The 21,068-nt window shown below is 58.3% G+C and carries 18 protein-coding genes; 13 read left to right on the top strand and 5 right to left on the bottom strand.

Annotated features, from left to right (window positions below):
- Positions 1-260 precede the first annotated feature (260 nt).
- On the top strand, positions 261-1,361 hold the full coding sequence (gene gbcB, locus F8N80_RS25630) for a glycine-betaine demethylase subunit GbcB (RefSeq protein ID WP_150745774.1): 1,101 nt from the start codon (positions 261-263) through the stop codon (positions 1,359-1,361).
- A 964-nt stretch (positions 1,362-2,325) separates the two neighbouring features.
- Here the strand turns inward: gbcB and F8N80_RS25625 are convergent.
- On the bottom strand, positions 2,326-3,366 hold the full coding sequence (locus F8N80_RS25625; RefSeq protein WP_150784960.1) for a threonine aldolase family protein: 1,041 nt from the start codon (positions 3,364-3,366) through the stop codon (positions 2,326-2,328).
- A 123-nt stretch (positions 3,367-3,489) separates the two neighbouring features.
- On the opposite strand from F8N80_RS25625, the gene F8N80_RS25620 reads away from it, so the two are divergent.
- The 9 genes from F8N80_RS25620 to F8N80_RS25580 all read left to right on the top strand — a co-directional run bounded on the left by F8N80_RS25620 (position 3,490) and on the right by F8N80_RS25580 (position 14,478).
- The gene (locus tag F8N80_RS25620) at positions 3,490-4,206 is read left to right on the top strand and encodes a TraX family protein (protein WP_150784959.1); all 717 of its coding nucleotides are present in this window, start codon (positions 3,490-3,492) and stop codon (positions 4,204-4,206) included.
- A 284-nt stretch (positions 4,207-4,490) separates the two neighbouring features.
- Positions 4,491-5,744, top strand: coding sequence for a serine hydroxymethyltransferase (gene glyA / locus F8N80_RS25615; protein WP_150745771.1), 1,254 nt, complete (start codon positions 4,491-4,493; stop codon positions 5,742-5,744).
- Positions 5,745-5,767: 23 nt separating this feature from the next.
- Positions 5,768-7,018: a sarcosine oxidase subunit beta gene (locus tag F8N80_RS25610; RefSeq protein ID WP_150745770.1), complete on the top strand. Its 1,251-nt coding sequence runs from the start codon at positions 5,768-5,770 to the stop codon at positions 7,016-7,018.
- Positions 7,019-7,032: 14 nt separating this feature from the next.
- Positions 7,033-7,362 carry a sarcosine oxidase subunit delta gene (locus F8N80_RS25605; protein WP_150745769.1) on the top strand — a complete coding sequence of 110 codons (330 nt, stop codon included), beginning with the start codon at positions 7,033-7,035 and terminating at the stop codon, positions 7,360-7,362.
- Positions 7,359-10,376 carry a sarcosine oxidase subunit alpha gene (locus tag F8N80_RS25600; protein ID WP_150784958.1) on the top strand — a complete coding sequence of 1,006 codons (3,018 nt, stop codon included), beginning with the start codon at positions 7,359-7,361 and terminating at the stop codon, positions 10,374-10,376. Before F8N80_RS25605 ends, F8N80_RS25600 begins: the two co-directional genes overlap by 4 nt.
- Before the next feature lie 175 nt (positions 10,377-10,551).
- Positions 10,552-11,184, top strand: a complete 633-nt coding sequence (locus F8N80_RS25595) for a sarcosine oxidase subunit gamma (protein ID WP_150745767.1) — start codon at positions 10,552-10,554, stop codon at positions 11,182-11,184.
- 153 nt (positions 11,185-11,337) lie between these two features.
- Positions 11,338-12,195, top strand: coding sequence for a formyltetrahydrofolate deformylase (gene purU / locus F8N80_RS25590; protein WP_007981374.1), 858 nt, complete (start codon positions 11,338-11,340; stop codon positions 12,193-12,195).
- Positions 12,196-12,401: 206 nt separating this feature from the next.
- The gene (fdhA, locus tag F8N80_RS25585; protein WP_150745766.1) at positions 12,402-13,601 is read left to right on the top strand and encodes a formaldehyde dehydrogenase, glutathione-independent; all 1,200 of its coding nucleotides are present in this window, start codon (positions 12,402-12,404) and stop codon (positions 13,599-13,601) included.
- 316 nt (positions 13,602-13,917) lie between these two features.
- Positions 13,918-14,478: a DUF2780 domain-containing protein gene (locus F8N80_RS25580; protein WP_150784957.1), complete on the top strand. Its 561-nt coding sequence runs from the start codon at positions 13,918-13,920 to the stop codon at positions 14,476-14,478.
- Between the two features lies 1 nt (position 14,479).
- On the opposite strand, the gene F8N80_RS25575 is transcribed toward F8N80_RS25580, so the two are convergent.
- Positions 14,480-15,367 (bottom strand): acyltransferase, encoded by an 888-nt coding sequence (locus tag F8N80_RS25575; RefSeq protein WP_150784956.1) that lies wholly within the window; start codon positions 15,365-15,367, stop codon positions 14,480-14,482.
- Between the two features lie 323 nt (positions 15,368-15,690).
- Between F8N80_RS25575 and rloA2 the strand changes: the two genes are divergently transcribed.
- The gene (rloA2, locus tag F8N80_RS25570) at positions 15,691-16,197 is read left to right on the top strand and encodes a retropepsin-like aspartic peptidase RloA2 (protein WP_150745762.1); all 507 of its coding nucleotides are present in this window, start codon (positions 15,691-15,693) and stop codon (positions 16,195-16,197) included.
- Positions 16,198-16,750: 553 nt separating this feature from the next.
- Here rloA2 and F8N80_RS31745 read toward each other — a convergent pair.
- The 3 genes from F8N80_RS31745 to F8N80_RS32250 all read right to left on the bottom strand — a co-directional run bounded on the left by F8N80_RS31745 (position 16,751) and on the right by F8N80_RS32250 (position 19,847).
- A complete protein-coding gene (locus tag F8N80_RS31745; protein WP_318186180.1) occupies positions 16,751-17,296 on the bottom strand; it encodes an RHS repeat-associated core domain-containing protein in 546 nt (181 codons plus the stop codon).
- A gap of 184 nt (positions 17,297-17,480) precedes the next feature.
- Positions 17,481-18,536: an RHS repeat-associated core domain-containing protein gene (locus tag F8N80_RS25560; RefSeq protein WP_150784955.1), complete on the bottom strand. Its 1,056-nt coding sequence runs from the start codon at positions 18,534-18,536 to the stop codon at positions 17,481-17,483.
- Between the two features lie 378 nt (positions 18,537-18,914).
- On the bottom strand, positions 18,915-19,847 hold the full coding sequence (locus F8N80_RS32250; RefSeq protein ID WP_440131196.1) for an RHS repeat-associated core domain-containing protein: 933 nt from the start codon (positions 19,845-19,847) through the stop codon (positions 18,915-18,917).
- Between F8N80_RS32250 and F8N80_RS32245 the strand changes: the two genes are divergently transcribed.
- Entirely contained in the window at positions 19,731-19,979 is a 249-nt protein-coding gene (locus F8N80_RS32245) for a hypothetical protein (RefSeq protein WP_440131197.1), read from the top strand. The genes F8N80_RS32250 and F8N80_RS32245 overlap by 117 nt on opposite strands.
- 506 nt (positions 19,980-20,485) lie before the next feature.
- Positions 20,486-20,836, top strand: a complete 351-nt coding sequence (locus F8N80_RS25550) for a DUF6124 family protein (RefSeq protein WP_150784953.1) — start codon at positions 20,486-20,488, stop codon at positions 20,834-20,836.
- Positions 20,837-21,068 lie beyond the last annotated feature (232 nt).

Here is a 21,068-nt window from a genome sequence, read left to right as displayed (position 1 = left end):
TGTGGCCGGCGAATAGTGGCTGATACGGTTTGCTACGCAAGGGTGTAAATACAACGTCTTTGTATGTGGCGAGTGTGGGGCCGCCGTTGTCCGGAACCTTATCCATGGGCGACATGGCCCAATCTGTTCCCGACGCGCAACCCCCGGTAATTGGGGGCTGGTCGCGATAAGTATGTGAATGTCGCAGATAGGTAAATGGGTGGTTCGCGCTATACGCAGAATCGCCAACATAAGGCCGACCATCGGCGGTGGAGAACAGCATGTCCAACAGCTTCCTGAATCCAGTAACCACCCAGACCTGGGCCAATGGTCGACACATCGTCCGTTGCGTCAAAGTCATCCAGGAAACCTGGGATGTGCGCACCTTCTGCTTCATGGCCGACCAGCCGATCCTGTTCTTCTTTAAGCCGGGGCAGTTTGTCACCCTGGAGCTGGAAATCGAAGGCGTGCCGATCATGCGCTCCTATACCATTTCCAGCTCGCCGTCGGTGCCGTACAGCTTTTCGGTGACCATCAAGCGCGTGCCGGGCGGCAAGGTCTCCAACTGGCTGCACGACACCCTGCACGAAGGCCAGGAGCTGGCGGTGCACGGACCGGTCGGGCTGTTCAACGCCATGGACTTCACCGCGCCGAAAGTGCTGTACCTCAGCGGCGGTGTCGGCATCACGCCGGTCATGTCCATGGCGCGCTGGTTCTACGACACCAACGGCAACGTCGACATGGTGTTTATCCACAGCGCCCGTTCGCCCAAAGACATCATTTACCACCGCGAGCTGGAGCACATGGCGTCGCGGATCGACAACTTCAGCCTGCACCTGATCTGCGAGAAGCATGGTCTGGGCGAGCCGTGGGCCGGTTATCGCGGTTACCTGAACCACAAGATGCTCGAACTGATGGCGCCGGACTTCATGGAGCGCGAAGTGTTCTGCTGTGGCCCGACGCCGTACATGAATGCGGTGAAACGCATGCTGGAAACGGTCGGCTTCGACATGTCGCGTTATCACGAGGAGTCCTTCGGGGCCACGCCAGCGGAAGCCCGCGCCGACGCGGTGGAACAAGCCGAAATCGCCGCAGACGCACCGGACATCGACGTGGCGGACCTGCATCAGGTGGAGTTCACGGCGTCCGGCAAGAGCATTCGTGTTGCACCGGGGGAAACCGTTCACGCCGCTGCTGCCAAGTTGGGCCTGTTGATTCCGAAAGCGTGCGGGATGGGGATCTGCGGCACCTGCAAGGTGTTGAAACTGGGTGGCGAGGTCGACATGGACCACAACGGCGGGATCACCGAAGAAGACGAAGCCGAGGGGTTCATCCTGTCGTGCTGCAGCGTGCCGAAGGGTGATGTGCGGATCGAGTTCTAAGCCATGCCAAGCCCTTGTGGGAGCGGGCTTGCTCGCGAAGGCGTACTGATATTCAACATTGATGTTGACTGATCCGGCGCTTTCGCGAGCAAGCCCGCTCCCACAGGGGCGGCATTTCAGTCGACAAACAGATCCGGCCTCAGTTTGTCAGTCGACAGACAATGTAGACCGTAATTGTCGGTTCCAATTCTCAGGGGCGATGCGGCGGGCGGAATTACGGGATTGACTTGGAGAAAACGAGGTGTTGTTCGCATGGTTTAGCGAAAAAGTCGATAAGGCCGAGCTTTTAAAAGTGGGGGTGTTGATGAAAAGATGGCATGATTGCAGCGCACTGCAAATTTACATGCCATCGCAAGTTAATAAATATGCTGAAATTTTAGTGGTGGCTGTATGTTTGGTTGTTTGTAAGTTTAGTTATCTATTGTCATCGCGTACGTGATTTGAGTCACATGAGTGCCAACGAAAAATTTCTTGTAAAGAATGGTATACGTGCTGTTATTGGCCTCGAAATATAGTTTGTCGCCAGCGTTCATATAAGGAATTGACTCAAAGTGGTCAAATTCTGGAAAAGTTGAAGTGTTATGGCCGTCTACTAGAAATTTAATCTTTACTTTGTCGTTCATTGTCGTATTCCTTTTCGTAAGTTGAAATTGCTTTTTTACTGCTGCGATGGAATCTTAACAATTTCATTTACGATATACACCTGTAAGACTTGACAGCTTGCGCGTTGAGTTTATTTGTGGTTGAGGCGAGGCGATTTATTCTTAAGTAATTGAAATGCTTTTATGATTGTTCTGATCGTGAAGCATTTAATGATCATTCCCACGCTCCGCGGGGGAATGCAGCCCGTGACGCTCTGCGTCACAACGGTGCTCGGCATTGAATCGGTGGTGAGGCAGGAACGCGGAGCGTCCCGAGAGGCATTCCCACGCGGAGCGTGGGAACGATCAGCCTGGTGGGGGCTTCAGGCCGCCATGACTTCCCGAATATCCGCCGCCAGTTCCAGCACGCGTTCTTCTTCGGTGTCCCACGAGCACATGAACCGCGCGCCGCCGTTGCCGATGAAGGTGTAGAAACGCCAGCCCTTGGCGGTCAGTGCGGCAATGGCCGGTTCCGACAGTTGCAGGAACACGCCGTTGGCTTGTACCGGGAACATCAGTTCCACGCCAGGGATGTCGCTCACCAGCTCGGCCAGCAGCTGCGCGCAGTGGTTGGCGTGGCGGGCGTATTTGATCCAGGCGTCGTTTTCCAGGATCCCGACCCACGGTGCCGAGAGGAAGCGCATCTTCGACGCCAGTTGCCCGGCCTGTTTGCAGCGGTAATCGAAGTCTTCGGCCAGTTTGTGGTTGAAGAACAGAATCGCTTCACCCACCGCCATGCCGTTTTTCGTACCGCCAAAGCACAACACGTCGACACCGGCCTTCCAGGTCAGGTCGGCTGGCGAGCAGCCAAGAAATGCGCACGCATTGGAGAAACGTGCGCCGTCCATGTGCAGGTTCAGGCCCAGTTTTTTGCAGGTGGCGCTGATGGCGCGGATTTCTTCGGGGGTGTAGACGCTGCCGACTTCCGTGGCCTGGGTCAGGGTCACGACGCGGGGTTTCGGGTAGTGGATGTCCTGGCGCTTGAGGGCGATTTCGCGGATCGATTCCGGGGTCAGCTTGCCGTTTTCGGTACGGGCGACGAGCAATTTGGAGCCGTTGGAGAAGAACTCCGGTGCGCCGCATTCGTCGGTTTCGACGTGGGCGGTTTCCGAGCAGATCACGCTGTGGTAACTCTGGCACAGCGACGACAGGGCCAGGGAGTTGGCGGCGGTGCCGTTGAAAGCGAAAAACACTTCGCAGTCGGTCTCAAAGAGTTTGCGGAATTGATCGGCCGCGCGGGCGGTCCACTCATCGTCGCCATACGCGCGTTGGTGGCCGTGGTTGGCCTGTTCCATGGCAGCCCAGGCTTCAGGGCAGATACCGGAGTAGTTGTCGCTGGCGAATTGTTGGCTCTTATCGGTCATGGCCGGCTTCCGTGATCGAGACTCTTATGATGAAGAGCTTCGTGGTCAATGATGGTGCGCACTTTACCGAAGGTCGTCCGGGGAGCACACGGGATCTTTCTGTCAGAAAAATACAGGGCAATTATGCACATGACTCAACAGGACGGGGCACTGGATCTGCTGAAGTGGCTGGCGCTGTTGAGCATGGTGCTCGATCACCTGCGATATGTCGGTTATTCCGTCGATGTCCTGTATGTGCCCGGTAGGCTGGCGTTCCCGTGGTTCTGTCTGGCGATGGCGGCCAATCTGTCGCGGGCCCGAAGCGCAACGACCGACGGCCAGTGGCGTTATCTGGGGTGGTTGGTGCTGTTTAGCGCCATCAGTGAAATGCCCTACCGAATGTTCATTCCTGATCCCGATACCCTGAACGTATTGCCCACGCTGGTCCTGGGCCTGTTGGTGGCGCGTGGCTGGCAGCAACCGCTGCTGCAATCGCGACTGCTGGCGGTCGCTGCCGTTGTGCTCGCGGCACTGTTCACGGAACGACTGATGTTCGGTTTTTTCGGGGTGTTGTTGCCGTGGGTGATGTTGCTGGTGATCAGGCGGCCCTGGTATTACAGCCTGTTGCCGGGATTGATCTGCCTGGCTGCCAATCAATGGGAAGTGCTGTATTACTCGGCCCGGTTGGGCAGTGGGGCAGCCGTTCTCGGCATCGCCGTTTGTCTGATCGCGCCATTGCTGGGTCTGGTCTTGTTGCGACATGCCGGGCATTTCAAGCCGCCACCGATGCGGCGGTGGGCGTATGCCTTGTATCCACTGCATTTCTTACTGCTGCTACTCGTCCGTCAAGTCGCCTCATAACCCCTGTGGGAGCGGGCTTGCTCGCGAATGCGGTGGGTCATCCACCACTGATGTTGACTGACCTGACGCTTTCGCGAGCAAGCCCGCTCCCACAGGGTTCTCTGCTGGATTGGAGAAGGTGTTCGGCGTGCCATTTCCTACCATGTCGTAAACGCACCTTTACGTGGCGTCCGTAGGCATTTGGCCTGTCTGCGCCGGTCATACCATCGCATTCAAAGGGCACTGCCGAAACGCCAGTGCCTCACCGAGACGAATGGCGCACCACCGCCGCTGGGAGAGACGCGATGTTCAGCAAGCAAGACCAGATCAAAGGCTACGACGATGCACTGCTGGCGGCGATGGATGCCGAGGAGCAACGCCAGGAAGATCACATCGAGCTGATCGCGTCAGAGAACTACACCAGCAAGCGCGTGATGGAAGCGCAAGGCAGCGGCCTGACCAACAAATACGCCGAAGGCTATCCGGGCAAGCGCTACTACGGTGGCTGCGAGCACGTCGACAAGGTTGAAGCGCTGGCCATCGAGCGCGCCAAGCAACTGTTCGGCGCCGACTACGCCAACGTCCAGCCGCACTCCGGTTCCTCGGCCAACAGCGCCGTGTACCTGGCCCTGCTGCAAGCCGGCGACACCATCCTCGGCATGAGCCTGGCCCACGGCGGTCACCTGACCCACGGCGCCAAAGTGTCGTCCTCGGGCAAGCTGTACAACGCCGTGCAGTACGGCATCGACACCAAGACCGGACTGATCGATTACGACGAAGTCGAGCGCCTGGCCGTCGAGTGCAAACCGAAGATGATCGTCGCCGGCTTCTCGGCCTACTCCAAGACCCTCGACTTCCCGCGCTTCCGTCAGATCGCCGACAAGGTCGGTGCCCTGCTGTTCGTCGACATGGCGCACGTCGCCGGTCTGGTCGCTGCCGGCCTGTACCCGAACCCGCTGCCTTATGCCGACGTGGTGACCACCACCACCCACAAGACCCTGCGTGGTCCGCGTGGCGGCCTGATCCTGTGCAAGTCCAACGAAGAAATCGAGAAGAAGCTCAACGCCGCGGTCTTCCCGGGTGCCCAGGGCGGCCCGCTGATGCACGTGATCGCCGGTAAGGCCGTGTGCTTCAAGGAAGCGTTGGAGCCTGGTTTCAAGGTCTATCAGCAACAAGTGATCGACAACGCCCAGGCCATGGCCGGCGTGTTTATCAAACGCGGCTACGATGTAGTGTCCGGCGGCACCGATAACCACCTGTTCCTGGTCAGCCTGATCCGTCAGGGCCTGACCGGCAAAGAGGCGGATGCAGCACTCGGTCGCGCCCACATCACTGTGAACAAGAACGCTGTCCCGAACGATCCACAGTCGCCGTTCGTGACCTCCGGCCTGCGCATCGGCACCCCGGCGGTGACCACTCGCGGCTTCAAGGTCGCCCAGTGCACAGAACTGGCCGGCTGGATCTGCGACATCCTCGACAACCTCGGCGACGCCGATGTCGAGGCCAATGTCGCCCAGCAAGTGTCGGCACTGTGCGCGGACTTCCCGGTTTATCGCTGAGTGCGGTTTTGGAGTAAATGACTATGCAACGCTACTCGGGCTTCGGCCTCTTCAAACACTCGCTCAGCCACCATGAAAACTGGCAGCGCATGTGGCGCACGCCGACCCCGAAAAAGGTCTACGACGTGGTCATCGTCGGCGGTGGCGGGCATGGTCTGGCGACCGCCTACTACCTAGCCAAAGAGCACGGCATCACCAACGTGGCCGTGGTCGAGAAAGGCTGGCTGGGCGGCGGTAACACCGCGCGCAACACCACCATCGTTCGCTCCAACTACCTGTGGGACGAGTCGGCGCACCTGTACGAACACGCGATGAAGCTGTGGGAAGGCCTGTCCCAGGACCTGAACTACAACGTGATGTTCTCCCAGCGCGGCGTCTACAACCTGTGCCACACCCTGCAGGACATTCGTGATTCCGAGCGTCGGGTCAGCGCCAACCGCCTCAACGGCGTGGACGGTGAACTGCTCGATGCCAAACAAGTGGCCGACGAGATTCCGTACCTCGACTGCTCCAGGAACACGCGCTACCCGGTGATGGGCGCCACCGTCCAGCGTCGCGGCGGCGTGGCCCGTCACGATGCCGTGGCCTGGGGCTTTGCCCGCGCCGCCGACGCACTGGGCGTGGACCTGATCCAGCAGACCGAAGTGATCGGTTTCCGCAAGGAAAACGGCGTGTGCATCGGTGTTGAAACCAACAAGGGCTTCATCGGCGCCAAGCGCGTCGGCGTGGTCACCGCCGGTAACTCCGGACACATGGCCAAACTCGCCGGTTTCCGTCTGCCGATCGAATCCCACCCGCTGCAAGCGCTGGTGTCCGAGCCGATCAAGCCGATTATCGACAGCGTGATCATGTCCAACGCCGTGCACGGCTATATCAGCCAGTCCGACAAGGGCGACCTGGTGATCGGCGCCGGTATCGACGGCTACAACGGCTACGGCCAGCGTGGTTCGTACCCGGTGATCGAGCACACCATCCAGGCCATCGTCGAGATGTTCCCGGTGCTGTCCCGCGTACGCATGAACCGGCAGTGGGGCGGCATCGTCGACACCACGCCGGATGCGTGCCCGATCATCTCGAAAACCCCGGTACCGAACATGTTCTTCAACTGCGGTTGGGGCACCGGTGGCTTCAAGGCCACACCTGGCTCGGGCAACGTGTTTGCCGCCAGCCTGGCCAAGGGTGAAATGCACCCGTTGGCCGCACCTTTCTCCATCGACCGCTTCCACAGCGGTGCGTTGATCGATGAACACGGCGCTGCAGCAGTCGCCCACTAACAGGAGAAATCCCTATGTTGCATATCTTCTGTCCTCACTGTGGCGAACTGCGCTCCGAAGAGGAATTCCATGCATCCGGCCAGGCGCACATCCCGCGCCCACTGGACCCGACCAGCTGCACCGACGAGGAGTGGGGCGACTACATGTTCTTCCGCGATAACCCGCGCGGTCTGCACCACGAACTGTGGGATCACGTCGCCGGTTGCCGCCAGTATTTCAACGCCACTCGCGACACCGTGACCTACGAGATTCTCGAAACCTACAAGATCGGCACCAAGCCGCAATTCACCGACAAGGCTGACACTCAGAAAGCGGCCGCGCAGGCTCTGGGAGCGAAGGTATGAGCCAGATCAATCGCCTGTCCAACGGTGGTCGGATCGACCGCAACAAAGTGCTGAACTTCACGTTCAACGGCCAGAGCTACAAAGGCTTTGAAGGCGACTCCCTGGCCGCTGCCCTGCTGGCCAACGGTGTCGATATCATCGGTCGCAGCTTCAAGTATTCTCGTCCACGCGGCATCTTCGCCGCCGGTGCCGAAGAGCCGAACGCCGTGCTGCAGATCGGCGCGACCGAAGCCACCCAGATCCCGAACGTACGCGCCACGCAACAAGCGCTGTATCAAGGCCTGGTCGCCACCAGCACCAATGGCTGGCCAAACGTTAACAACGACATGATGGGAATTCTCGGCAAGGTCGGCGGCAAGCTGATGCCGCCGGGCTTCTACTACAAAACCTTCATGTACCCGCAATCGTTCTGGATGACTTACGAGAAGTACATCCGTAAGGCGGCCGGTCTTGGCCGCTCGCCGACCGAGAACGATCCGGACACCTACGACTACATGAACCAGCACTGCGACGTGCTGATCGTCGGTGGTGGCCCCGCTGGCCTGGCTGCTGCTTTGGCAGCCGCCCGCAGCGGTGCCCGCGTGATCCTCGCCGATGAGCAGGAAGAGTTCGGCGGCAGCCTGCTCGACTCCCGCGAAAGCCTCGACGGCAAGCCTGCTACCGAGTGGGTCGCCAGCGTCATCGCCGAGCTTAAAGACACCCCGGACGTGCTGCTGTTGCCGCGCGCCACGGTCAACGGTTATCACGACCATAACTTCCTGACCATTCACGAGCGCCTGACCGATCACCTCGGCGACCGCGCACCGATTGGCCAGGTGCGTCAGCGCATCCACCGGGTTCGCGCCAAACGTGTGGTGCTGGCGACCGGTACTCACGAGCGTCCACTGGTTTATGGCAACAACGATGTGCCGGGCAACATGCTGGCTGGCGCTGTGTCGACTTACGTGCGTCGTTACGGCGTGGCACCGGGTAAAAAACTGGTGCTGTCGACCAACAACGATCACGCCTACCGCGTTGCTCTGGACTGGCTCGACGCCAGCCTGCAAGTCGTGGCCATCGCTGACGCCCGCAGCAACCCGCGCGGTGCGCTGGTTGAAGAAGCTCGCGCCAAAGGCATCCGCATCCTGACCGGCAGTGCTGTGATCGAGGCCCGTGGCAGCAAGCACGTTACCGCTGCTCGCGTTGCTGCCATCGATGTCAAAGCGCACACCGTGACCAGTCCTGGTGAGTGGCTTGAATGCGACCTGGTCGCCAGTTCCGGCGGTTACAGCCCGGTGGTTCACCTGGCTTCGCACCTGGGCGGCAAGCCGATCTGGCGTGAAGACATCCTCGGTTTCGTACCGGGCGAAGCACCGCAAAAACGCGTGTGTGTCGGTGGCATCAACGGCGTCTACGGCCTTGGCGATTCCTTGGCCGATGGTTTTGAAGGCGGCGCTCGCGCAGCCAGCGAAGCCGGTTTCAGTGGGGTCGAAGGCACCTTGCCGAAAGCCTTGGGCCGTCTCGAAGAGCCGACGCTGGCGCTGTTCCAGGTGCCGCACGAAAAGAACACCGCACGTGCGCCGAAGCAATTCGTCGACCTGCAAAACGACGTCACCGCCGCCGCCATCGAACTGGCGACCCGCGAAGGCTTCGAGTCGGTCGAGCACGTCAAACGCTACACCGCACTGGGTTTCGGTACTGATCAGGGCAAGCTCGGCAACGTCAACGGCCTGGCCATCGCCGCCCGTTCGCTGAACGTGACCATCCCGCAGATGGGCACCACCATGTTCCGTCCGAACTACACGCCGGTGACCTTCGGCGCCGTAGCCGGTCGCCACTGTGGGCACATTTTCGAGCCGGTGCGTTTCACTGCGCTGCATCGCTGGCACGTGAAAAACGGTGCCGAATTCGAAGACGTCGGTCAGTGGAAACGTCCGTGGTACTTCCCGAAAAACGGTGAAGACCTGCATACCGCCGTGAAGCGCGAATGCAAAGCCGTGCGCGACAGCGTCGGCCTGCTGGACGCTTCGACCCTGGGCAAGATCGACATCCAGGGCCCGGATTCCCGTGAATTCCTCAACCGTATCTACACCAACGCCTGGACCAAGCTCGACGTGGGCAAGGCGCGTTACGGCCTGATGTGCAAAGAAGACGGCATGGTGTTCGACGACGGCGTGACCGCCTGCCTGGCCGATAACCATTTCGTGATGACCACCACCACCGGCGGCGCTGCACGCGTGCTGCAATGGCTGGAAATCTACCACCAGACCGAATGGCCAGACCTGAAGGTGTACTTCACGTCCGTGACGGACCACTGGGCAACCATGACCCTGTCCGGGCCGAACAGCCGCAAGCTGCTCAGCGAAGTCACCGACGTCGATCTGGCCAATGAAGCTTTCCCGTTCATGACCTGGAAAGAAGCCCTGGTCGGCGGCGTACCGGCGCGGATATTCCGGATTTCGTTTACCGGCGAGCTGTCGTACGAAGTCAACGTGCAGGCCGACTACGCCATGGGCGTGCTCGAGAAAATCGTCGATGCCGGCAAGAAATACAACCTGACGCCGTACGGCACCGAAACCATGCACGTGTTGCGGGCCGAGAAGGGTTTCATCATTGTCGGTCAGGACACTGACAGCTCGATGACCCCGGACGACCTGAACATGGGCTGGTGTGTCGGTCGCACCAAACCGTTCTCGTGGATCGGCTGGCGTGGGATGAACCGTGAAGACTGCGTGCGTGATCAACGCAAACAGTTGGTGGGCCTGAAGCCGATCGATCCGACCAAATGGCTGCCGGAAGGTGCACAGCTTGTGCTGAATGCGAAGCAAGCGATTCCGATGACGATGGTTGGCCACGTCACCTCCAGCTACCTGCACAATTCCCTGGGTTATTCGTTTGCCATGGGTGTGGTCAAGGGCGGCCTGAAGCGCCTGGGCGAGCGCGTGTTCGCACCGCTGGCCGATGGCAGCGTGATCGAGGCGGAAATCGTTTCTTCGGTGTTCTTCGATCCGAAGGGTGATCGCCAGAACATCTAGTGGCCCTAGATCTTGTGGGTGGGCAATGACACCGAGTCGGCCCATTCGCGAGCAAGCCCGCTCCCACAGGGGACCGCGGTCGAAATGTGGGAGCGGGCTTGCTCGCGAAGACGGCAGCCCAGTCACCATAAGGGTTGAGACCAACCGCACAACAGAATTCAGGAACAGGTGCTTTATGACCGCAGCCAATGTTTACCAACAACGCCCAACCACCGGGGCCAAGGCCGAGTCGTCGCTGCATCATGCCGACCTCGCCAGCCTGGTGGGCAAGGGCCGCAAAAGCGCCGGCGTGATCGTGCGTGAGAAAAAACTCCTCGGTCACCTGACCCTTCGTGGCGATGGCCACGATGCCGCGTTCGCCGCTGGCGTGCACAAAGCCCTGGGCATTGAATTGCCAGGTGCGCTGACCGTCATCGTCAAAGGCGAAACCAGCCTGCAATGGATGGGGCCGGATGAATGGCTGCTGATCGTGCCGACCGGCGAAGAATTCGCCGTCGAGCAAAAACTGCGTAAAGCGCTGGGCGACCTGCACATCGCCATCGTCAACGTCAGCGGCGGCCAGCAGCTCCTCGAACTGAGCGGCCCGAACGTGCGCCAGGTGCTGATGAAATCCACCAGCTACGACGTGCACCCCAACAGCTTTCCGGTCGGCAAGGCGGTGGGCACTGTGTTTGCCAAATCGCAACTGATGATCCGCCACACCGCCGAAGACACCTGGGAACTGCTGATCCGTCGCAGCTTCTCGGATTACTGGTGGTTGTGGTTGCAGGACGCGGCCGCTGAATACGGGCTTAGTGTGCAGGCTTGAGATCGCCTTCGCGGGCAAGTCGGATCGCCGCCCGCTCGCTCCTACAGAACCGAGTTGTGCGAATTTCCCGCGAACGACGCGAAACTGTAGGAGCGAGGCTTGCCCGCGATCAACCGCGCAGCGGTTGCCCATAACAACAGGAGTCACCGCACTATGAGCCGCGCCCCAGACACATGGATTCTGACCGCCGACTGCCCAAGCGTCCTCGGCACCGTGGACGCGGTGACCCGCTTTCTGTTCGAGCAGGGCTGCTACGTCACCGAGCACCATTCCTTCGATGACCGACTCTCGGGTCGTTTCTTCATTCGCGTGGAATTCCGCCAGCCCGACGGCTTCGATGAGCAGTCTTTTCGCGCCGGTCTCGCGGAACGGGGTGAAGCCTTCGGCATGATCTTCGAACTGACCGCGCCGAACTATCGGCCGAAAGTGGTGATCATGGTCTCCAAGGCCGATCACTGCCTCAACGACTTGCTCTACCGCCAGCGCATCGGCCAGTTGTCCATGGACGTGGCCGCCGTGGTCTCCAACCACCCGGACCTCAAGCCGTTGGCGGACTGGCACCAGATTCCCTACTACCATTTCCCGCTGGACCCGAACGACAAGCCGTCCCAGGAGCGCCAGGTCTGGCAAGTGATCGAAGAATCCGGCGCCGAGCTGGTCATTCTTGCGCGTTACATGCAGGTCCTGTCGCCAGAGCTGTGCCGCAAACTCGACGGCAAGGCGATCAACATTCACCACTCCCTGCTGCCGGGTTTCAAGGGCGCCAAGCCGTATCACCAGGCCTACAACAAGGGCGTGAAACTGGTCGGCGCGACGGCGCACTACATCAACAACGACCTCGACGAAGGCCCGATCATTGCGCAGGGCGTTGAGGCTGTGGACCACAGTCATTACCCCGAAGATCTGATCGCCAAGGGGCGGGATATCGAAGGGCTGACCCTGGCCAGGGCGGTGGGTTATCACATTGAACGCAGGGTGTTTCTTAACGCGAATAGAACAGTCGTTCTTTAAATCGCTTTCGCGGGCAAGCCTCGCTCCTACAGGAGTGAGATTGCCCGAGGAAAATGGGCACGACCTCAATCCTGTAGGAGCGAGGCTTGCCCGCGAAGAGGCCCTCACGAACAACGCAAGACACACAGGCAATAACCCAAGCAATCAACGCGCCGCCGATCCCGGGCGACGCGACCGCTACATAAAAACAACAGCGAGGTGAAAGCATGTCTGGTAATCGTGGTGTCGTGTATCTCGGCAATGGCCAGGTCGAAGTACAGAAAATCGACTATCCCAAAATGCAGGACCCGCGCGGCAGGAAAATCGAACACGGCGTCATCCTGCGCGTGGTCTCCACCAACATCTGTGGTTCCGACCAGCACATGGTGCGCGGTCGTACCACCGCCCAGACCGGTCTGGTACTGGGTCACGAAATCACCGGCGAAGTGATCGAGAAGGGCAGCGACGTCGAAAACCTGAAAATCGGCGACCTGGTCTCGGTGCCGTTCAACGTCGCGTGCGGGCGCTGCCGTTCCTGCAAGGAAATGCACACCGGTGTCTGCCTGAGCGTTAACCCGGCGCGCCCGGGCGGTGCCTACGGCTATGTCGACATGGGCGACTGGACCGGCGGCCAGGCCGAATACGCCATGGTGCCGTACGCCGACTTCAACCTGCTGAAACTGCCGGATCGCGATCGCGCCATGGAAAAAATCCGTGACCTGACCTGCCTCTCCGACATCCTGCCCACCGGTTACCACGGCGCAGTGACCGCCGGCGTCGGCCCAGGCAGCACCGTGTACATCGCCGGTGCCGGCCCGGTAGGTCTGGCGGCTGCCGCTTCCGCTCGCCTGCTGGGCGCGGCCGTGGTGATCATCGGTGACGTCAATACCGTCCGCCTGGCGCACGCCAAGGCCCAGGGCTTCGAAATCGCCGACCTGTCCCTGGACACCCCGCTGCACGAACAGATCGCCGCACTGCTGGGCGAGCCGGAAGTGGACTGCGCCGTCGACGCCGTAGGCTTCGAAGCGCGCGGCCACGGCCATGACGGCGTGAAACACGAAGCTCCGGCCACCGTGCTCAACTCGCTGATGGGTGTGGTTCGTGTGGCTGGCAAGATCGGTATTCCTGGCCTGTACGTGACTGAAGATCCAGGTGCTGTGGATGCCGCCGCGAAAATGGGCAGCCTGAGCATTCGTTTCGGCCTGGGCTGGGCCAAATCCCACAGCTTCCACACCGGGCAGACGCCGGTGATGAAGTACAACCGCCAGTTGATGCAGGCGATCATGTGGGATCGTATCAACATTGCCGAAGTGGTGGGCGTTCAGGTCATCAGCCTGGATCAGGCGCCGCAGGGTTATGGCGAGTTTGATGCGGGTGTGCCGAAGAAGTTTGTGATTGATCCGCATAAGATGTTTAGCGCGGCGTAAGGCCTAACGAGGAAAAGAACGGCGACCTTCTGGTCGCCGTTTTATTTACGTCACACATCAATCCTATGGCGAGGGAGCTTGCTCCTGTTGGGCTGCGAAGCGGGCCCAAATACTGATATATCGATCTGTCAGACACACCGCGTCTACCTGTTTCGCGACGGCTGCGCCGCCGAGCGGGAGCAAGATCCCTCGCCACAGGTGCGTGAGCGGGTGCAAAAATACGCGCAGCGCTGAGGAACATGCCGGCAGCTGCCTGGTCAAACCGGCAGTTTTCCGTCGATCAACAGGCGGTTTCATGACACAAGAGGATGTCTGAATGAAGATTTCACGCGGTTTTGCACTGGCATCGCTCATGACCCTGGCCGCCAGCCCGGTCTTTGCTCAGTTCAGCCTGAACGATGCGGCCAATGCCATTTCCGGCATGAAAGGCGATAACGCCGCCACCGCAGCCGCCCCGACTTCCGAGACGGCCAGCCTGCTGAGTGCGCTAAGCCAATTGAATGTGACGCCACAACAGGCCGTTGGCGGCACCAGTGCGATGCTGGGGCTGGCGAAGAATCAATTGAGCTCGACCGACTATTCGGAGCTGGCCAAAAGCGTACCGGGGATCGACAAGCTGTCGGGCGGTGGTGAGCTGGGCGCCCTCGCCGGGTTGCTTGGTTCGTCTGGCAAGGCGGCCGGCCTGGACAACGCCTTGGGCGCCGTCAAGGACACCAACGACTTGAACAATGCGTTCAGCGCCTTGGGCATGGACACCGGCATGATCGCCCAGTTTGCCCCGCTAATCCTGCAATACTTCGGTCAACAGGGCGTCGGCGGTTCGTTGCTGCAAAGCCTGGGCGGGATCTGGGGTGCCGGCACCGCCACCGGTAGCTGATTCAGCGGCGCTCGGCGCGCAAGGCGTCGATGCGCCGGTCCTTTTCGATCCAGAGCTGGTTGACCCAGTTCTGGACGGTTTGGCGAAACACCGGATCGTTTTCGTAATCGCCCTGCCACAGCGCGGGGTCGAGTTCGCGGGTCTTGATGTCGACGATCACCCGCGGCACATTGCCGCTGATCAAGTCCCAGAACCCCGGAATCCTTTGCTGTGGATACACCACCGTCACATCGAGAATGGCATCCAGTTGTTCGCCCATCGCCGCCAGCACGAAGGCCACACCGCCTGCCTTGGGTTTGAGCAGGTGGGTGAAGGGTGATTGCTGCCGGGTGCTTTTCGCGGCGGTGAACCGAGTGCCTTCCAGATAATTGACCACCGTCACCGGCTGCCGCTTGAACAGCTCGCAGGCAGCCTGGGTGATCTCCAGGTCCTTGCCGGCCAGCTCCGGGTTCTTCGCCAGGAACGCCTTGGTATAGCGTTTCATGAACGGGTAATCCAGCGCCCACCAGACCAGGCCGAGGAAGGGCACCCAGATCAATTCTTTCTTGAGGAAAAACTTGAAGAACGGCGTACGTCGATTCAGGGTCTGGATCAGCGCCGGGATATCGACCCAGGATTGATGGTTGCTGATCACTAGATACGAAGTGTCGCGGCGCAGGTCATCGCCGCCGCGAATGTCCCATCGGGTGGGGATGCACAGGTGGAAAATCAGCTTGTCGATCTCGGCCCAGGTTTCAGCGATCCACATCACCGCCCAGGAGGCGTAATCGCGAAAACGCCCCGGCAGGACCAGCTTGAGCAAGGCGAACACCATCAGCGGCCCGAACAGGACCAGAGTATTGAGCAACAACAACAGGGTAACGAAACAGCCGGTGAGCAGGCGGCGCATAAGTAACTCTTGAAAGCGTTTGGGCGCGCCATGATAGGCAGCTTCGGCCGAGAGGCCAAATCGGTGGTGACGAATGTTTCACCTTTGCCTGGGTATGTTAGAGCGATGCCATACAGGTCAAGTTGCGCTAGTGGCTGTTCTGGCCTCTTCGCGGGCAAGCCCGCTCCTACAGGAAGCCTGTGCTAACCACATTTTTTGTAACGAACCCGAAACCCTGTGGGAGCGGGCTTGCCCGCGAAGCGATCTGAAGAACGAACGAATTCCCTGCTGACGGTCTAAAATTCCGCGGTCGACACCCCAATTTTCCCAAGGAAGCCCATTACGTGAAATCCCTCCTTGCACTGCTCTCCCTGGTGGCCCTGCCAATCCTGGCTGCCGAGCCGACCCTGTACGGGCGCTATGAATACATCTCGCTGCCGGAAATCGGCGGCGAAGTGCTCAAGGCCAAAATGGACACCGGCGCCCTGACCGCGTCGCTGTCGGCCAAGGACATCGAAACCTTTACCCGTGACGGCGATGAATGGGTGCGCTTCCGCCTTGGCACCAAGGACGCGAGCAACAAGGTCTACGAACACAAGGTCGCGCGGATCAGCAAGATCAAGACCCGCTCCGAAGAAGGCGAGGATGACGACGAAGACGTCGCACCCACCAAGCGGCCAGTGGTTGATCTGGAGTTGTGCCTGGGTAACGTCAAGCGCACGGTTGAGGTCAATCTGACTGATCGCAGCAGCTTTAATTATCCGTTGCTGATTGGGGCGAAGGCGTTGCGTGAGTTTGGGGCTGCGGTGAATCCGGCTCGGCGGTTTACGGCGGATAAGCCGGATTGTTGATCCTTTCACGTGGGACTATTCTGCGTTTCACAGGTCTGGATCTAAGTCCCCAGCTCTTATAGGACAAAATTTATCTCATTGATTTTTAAGATAAATTATTTGCCGATTTATCGGCATGTTCTCTGCGCGAAAGCGCAGCCTCTTTGCAGGCTGGGCGACCTCCTACAAGCCTTCTCTGATTTCGGAGTTTTTGATGCCAGTGTCGACTATCCTCCTGGTCTTCGCATTAGTGTGGGGGGTGCGCAACTGCGATCGCGACTCATAAAGGAATAAAATACGCTCATAGGATGGATCGTTTTTGATTAGACCGAAAATCAACTGTCTTCCATCTGGGTAGTTTTTTTCCGAGTTCAAGAGGGCTTCTACCCTAGCATTGGGTTTGGCGTTTTTTGAAGCCTTGGTATTCAAGAAAAGAGATTCTGTACGACTTAATTGACGAGGGTTCGCAAAGTCGGAATTGAAACTTTTAAGGTTAACTTCGTATCTCTTTTTTGCGCGGCTTAATTTACGTGCTTTTCTACCAAATATGTTTTTAACCCCCTTCCATAGACTTCTAAATAGGTGCGAGTGTCCTGAAGGATCGCTTCCGAGCACTGGCTCTCCTGCGCAATATGAATACGCATTCACGCCCCCCCTCCCCAAACGGACTCCAACTATCGGGACTGGTAAATCGCATCAATACCGGATTGAACTGCCGATACCCATTCCCCAGGTGATAATGTCCAGTCACCGGATCCCGCCGTTCGCCGTTGAAACCAAGCAAACTGAGTACACCATTCTCCATCGGACGATGCCCGTAGGGTGTGTAAACAAGAGGGTGAGGCAGGTTCGCGTCGAGCGCATTCAATACCGAACGTTGTTGATCTGTCGCCAGGAGCGAGGCGCTCGTATTGTCGCCCTTGCTCTGCTGCTGCGCCAACAGCTGATCGTCGTGCTGCACGATAGTGCGCTGCACCGCGCCTTGCATTTCAGTGGCCAGGCGTGTCTTGCAGTAATAGCGCTGAATAGCCTCCTGTTCGAATGGCGCGCAATCGACGAGGCGATCGAGCGGGTCGTAGTGGTAGCGACCCAACAGGGTTTCGCGCATAGAGGTAGGCATTGACTGAGCTCCGTGCAAGGTCCAAAAAGCCGAGCCTTTAGCATCGTTATTTTTTCAGTCGTTGCCTACTATCAGAACTGCTAGGGGATCGGCGAGGCGGTGAAGGTGAAGGGGGATCCATCAGTGGGTCTATTGGATTGCGGCAGGATCAGTGTATGGGTGATCCCATCGCAGTGTACCTCCATCACTTTCTTATTTCGGAAGCAATCTTCGACCATGTGTTTGCGTCGAAAGATGAGCCCGCACGATTCGGACCTTCAATTCGAAGAGTCAGTAAATTTGAAACTGTGCGGTTGAGTTCGTTTTGGTTCTCAATTTTGGATGCTCTAAGGTTTCTTTGTTGACGTTCGTCCAAGTGTTGTACATAGCCATTTTCCGGTTGTAGTAACTCATGGCTTATATTTCTATTCTCAAGAGTTTCTCTAATGTGTCGGTCGGCTCTATTAAGGTAGGTGAGTGGGTTTTCTCCTTGTTTTAACTCTTCCAGAAATCCGGTTTTTTCTCGTTCGGACAGATAACCTGCTAGGATGGCTTTGGAGTCTTTTTTCGTATCTTTAGCCAATGTAGTCAATTTGTCCATGCTGCCAAATAAGGAGTCCGCTTTTTTTTCTGCTGCGTTTAATAGCTGTATTTTTCCCAAATTAGTATCTTTCATAAGCGAATAACTATTCATAAAGATCTCATCGAATTGCATTGCGGGAACTAAATAGTGACCGCTCGGATCTCTTTGGCTAATTGGGTTGCCAGCACAATAGGCATAGGCGTTCAGTCCACCTTTCCCAAACGGACTCCAACTGTCCGGGCTGTTGAATCGCATCAGCACCGGGTTGAATTGCCGGTAGCCATTGCCCAAATGATAATGCCCGGTCACCGGGTCCGGCCGTTCGCCATTGAAGCCGAGCAGGCTGAGCAAGCCGTTTTCTCGTGGACGATGGCCGTAGGGAGAGTAGGCGAGGGCATTGGGTCGAGTCGCGTCCGGCGCATTCAATACCGAATGTTGTTGGTCGGTGGCCAGCAACGTGGCAGCGGCCTTGCCGCCCTCGCGCTGTTGCTGCGCCAACAGTTGGTCGTTGTGCTGCACGATGCTGCGTTGCACACTGCCTTGTATTTCGGTGGCCAGGCGTGTCTTGCAGTAATAGCGTTGCATAGGCTCCTGATCGAATGGCGCGCAATCGACCAGGCGATCAAGTGGGTCGTAGTGGTAGCGACCTAAAAGGGTTTCGCGAGTAGAGGCAGGCATTGACTGAGCTCCGTGCAAGGTCGAAAAAGGCCGAGCCTTCAGCATCGTTTTTTTTTCAGTCGTTGCCTACTATCAGAACTACTAGGGTTTTGCCGTTCCTGTAGTCAAGCCTTGAGGCCAGAAAGGGGGGCTATTGGTACGGGGTTGAACAGGAAAAGGCCGAGCCGCTGGAATTCGATATCGGAGCTGTGCAATGAGCCGGTCGCTGGGGCTGCGAGAGGATCAGCGGGAGGGTGAGGAATTAGCGACGCGGATTGCGCAGCTATTTCCAGTAGATCCGGTGTGATGCCATCGCGAGCAGGCTCGCGATGGGGTAGGTACAGCCCGCGAAGATCGAAATCTTCATCGTGGCGAGCGTTGATGCCGTTGCTCATACCGTTATTTACGACGCACATCGTTTCCGCGGCTGGGAATGGAACCAAATTCTAGCGAATGGTAAGGCGGAGGGGGGGAATCTGGTCGTTGCGGACTATACGGAGGAGGAGGGGAATCTGGTCGCGGACTATAGGGTAGAGGGGATTCAGGCCGTTGGACATTACGAAACTGTGACAATGGAGGCGCAGAGGGTACTGGTTGGGCCGCTTGGGATATGGCTCCGCCGCTTGCAAGCGAGGATACGGCGTAACCAGACGTCGACGGCTGCTGACCATAAGAAGTTGGGCCATGCTCCCTGATTCTTAGATTCGCATAATGCTCTGTGCGGCCGACGTCACCGCTCTCGAGCCCAGCCATCGTGCGCCCAAAACGATAGTGGTAATCGCGAGCTGGCTCTTCGTATAAACGCCTTATCATTGGATCCGTTCTATCCATATAACTGGGTATTACGTTGTCATAGGCGCTTTGTGGAAGCGGGCCAGGAGTTATAACAGCACGGGCTGGGCGTATGGGTGGAGGGGATGGTGGGGGAGTTCTTGGTCGAAGTATCCTGGGTATTTTGAGATGCCCGCTTGGATCACTCATATTTGCGGGGTCCCCTTGGCAATACGCATATGCATTCAACCCACCCTTTCCAAGCGGACTCCAACTGTCCGGGCTGTTGAATCGCATCAGCACCGGGTTGAATTGCCGGTAGCCATTGCCCAAATGATAATGCCCGGTCACCGGGTCCGGCCGTTCGCCATTGAAGCCGAGCAGGCTGAGCAAGCCGTTTTCTCGTGGACGATGGCCGTAGGGTGAGTAGGCGAGAGCATTGGGTTGAGTCGCGTCCGGCGCATTCAATACCGAATGTTGTTGGTCGGTGGCCAGCAACGTGGCAGCGACCTTGCCGCTCTCGCGCTGTTGCTGCGCCAACAGTTGATCGTCGTGCCGCACGATGCTGCGTTGCACACTGCCTTGTATTTCGGTGGCCAAGCGTGTTTTGCAGTAATAGCGCTGAGTAGGCTTCTGATCGAATGGCGCGCAATCGACCAAGCGATCAAGTGGGTCGTAGTGGTAGCGGCCTAAGAGGGTTTCGCGAGTAGAGGCAGGCATTGACTGAGCTCCGTGCAAGGTCGAAAAAGCCGAGCCTTTAGCATGGTTACTTTTTCAGTGGGTGCCTACTATCAGAACTGTTAGGGTTTCGCCGTTTCTGCTCCCTCGCCACAGGAAACCTCTCTCGTCAAAAAGTAAGTTTTCCTACAGGAAAAACGGGCTTCCTACAGCGCCAATCCCTTCCATTTGCAGGACGTTTCCTAGATTATTCCGCACGCTTGCGCCCGTGAAATCCCATGGCTACTCTCGGTCCGTCACTGCTCATCAGTGATCGGGTTTAGTCGCCCGGATCTCACCAGGCGTACAGCGCTACCTCTGTTCAGGTTTTTTATTGCCTGTAATCTATGGTGGCTGTGCGTAGGGCACCTTCGGGTGCGCCGGGTACCTGGTGACCGGTCGACTAACCTGCGTGCAGCCGCCACCCTTATTCGTTTAGTCGCGATATCGGTTGGCTCCTACTAACACCGGGAGTTTTACCAATGAAAAAACCAGTACCCGATCCACCCTCCAACTCAACCAGAAACGACGATCCCCTCAGAGACCGCTCCGCGCTCTACCGGGCGATCGATTTCTACCTGACCGGCGAACAACCGTCGGCACCGGATGAATTTCGGTTCTACAACGTCAGTGATGACGTGAGTTTCGAAGACACCCAACTCTATATCGCCGACCTGTTGCGCTGTGCCTCGGTCACCGCCTATCAATGCGGCGACCACCTCAAGGGTGCGGACAGGGCTATGGTGTTTTCAGTCTGGCATTTGCTGGAGATCGCCAAGGCCATGGTTGATCGGTCGATTGATTGTCTGGGGATGAAGCACACCCGGGACTGATTCAAGAAGTGGGTTGTCGTTGATATTGCTTTCGCGAGCAGGCTCGCTCCCACAGGGGGAGTTGAGACGGACACAAAAAATAATTACAGCGAAGGACATTACGAAAGGTACAAAGCAGGACAGATTGATTTGGTTTAAATCTGTCCCGCTGTTTTATGCTCCTATTTAAATAAATCTGACCCCTAGCCCGTAGACCCCTAGCCCGGCCCCTAGCCCCCCTACCTCAAATAAA

This window comes from Pseudomonas fluorescens (genome assembly GCF_902497995.1).
Lineage (GTDB): Bacteria > Pseudomonadota > Gammaproteobacteria > Pseudomonadales > Pseudomonadaceae > Aquipseudomonas > Aquipseudomonas fluorescens_BK.
This window is presented reverse-complemented; position numbering and strand designations above follow the sequence as displayed.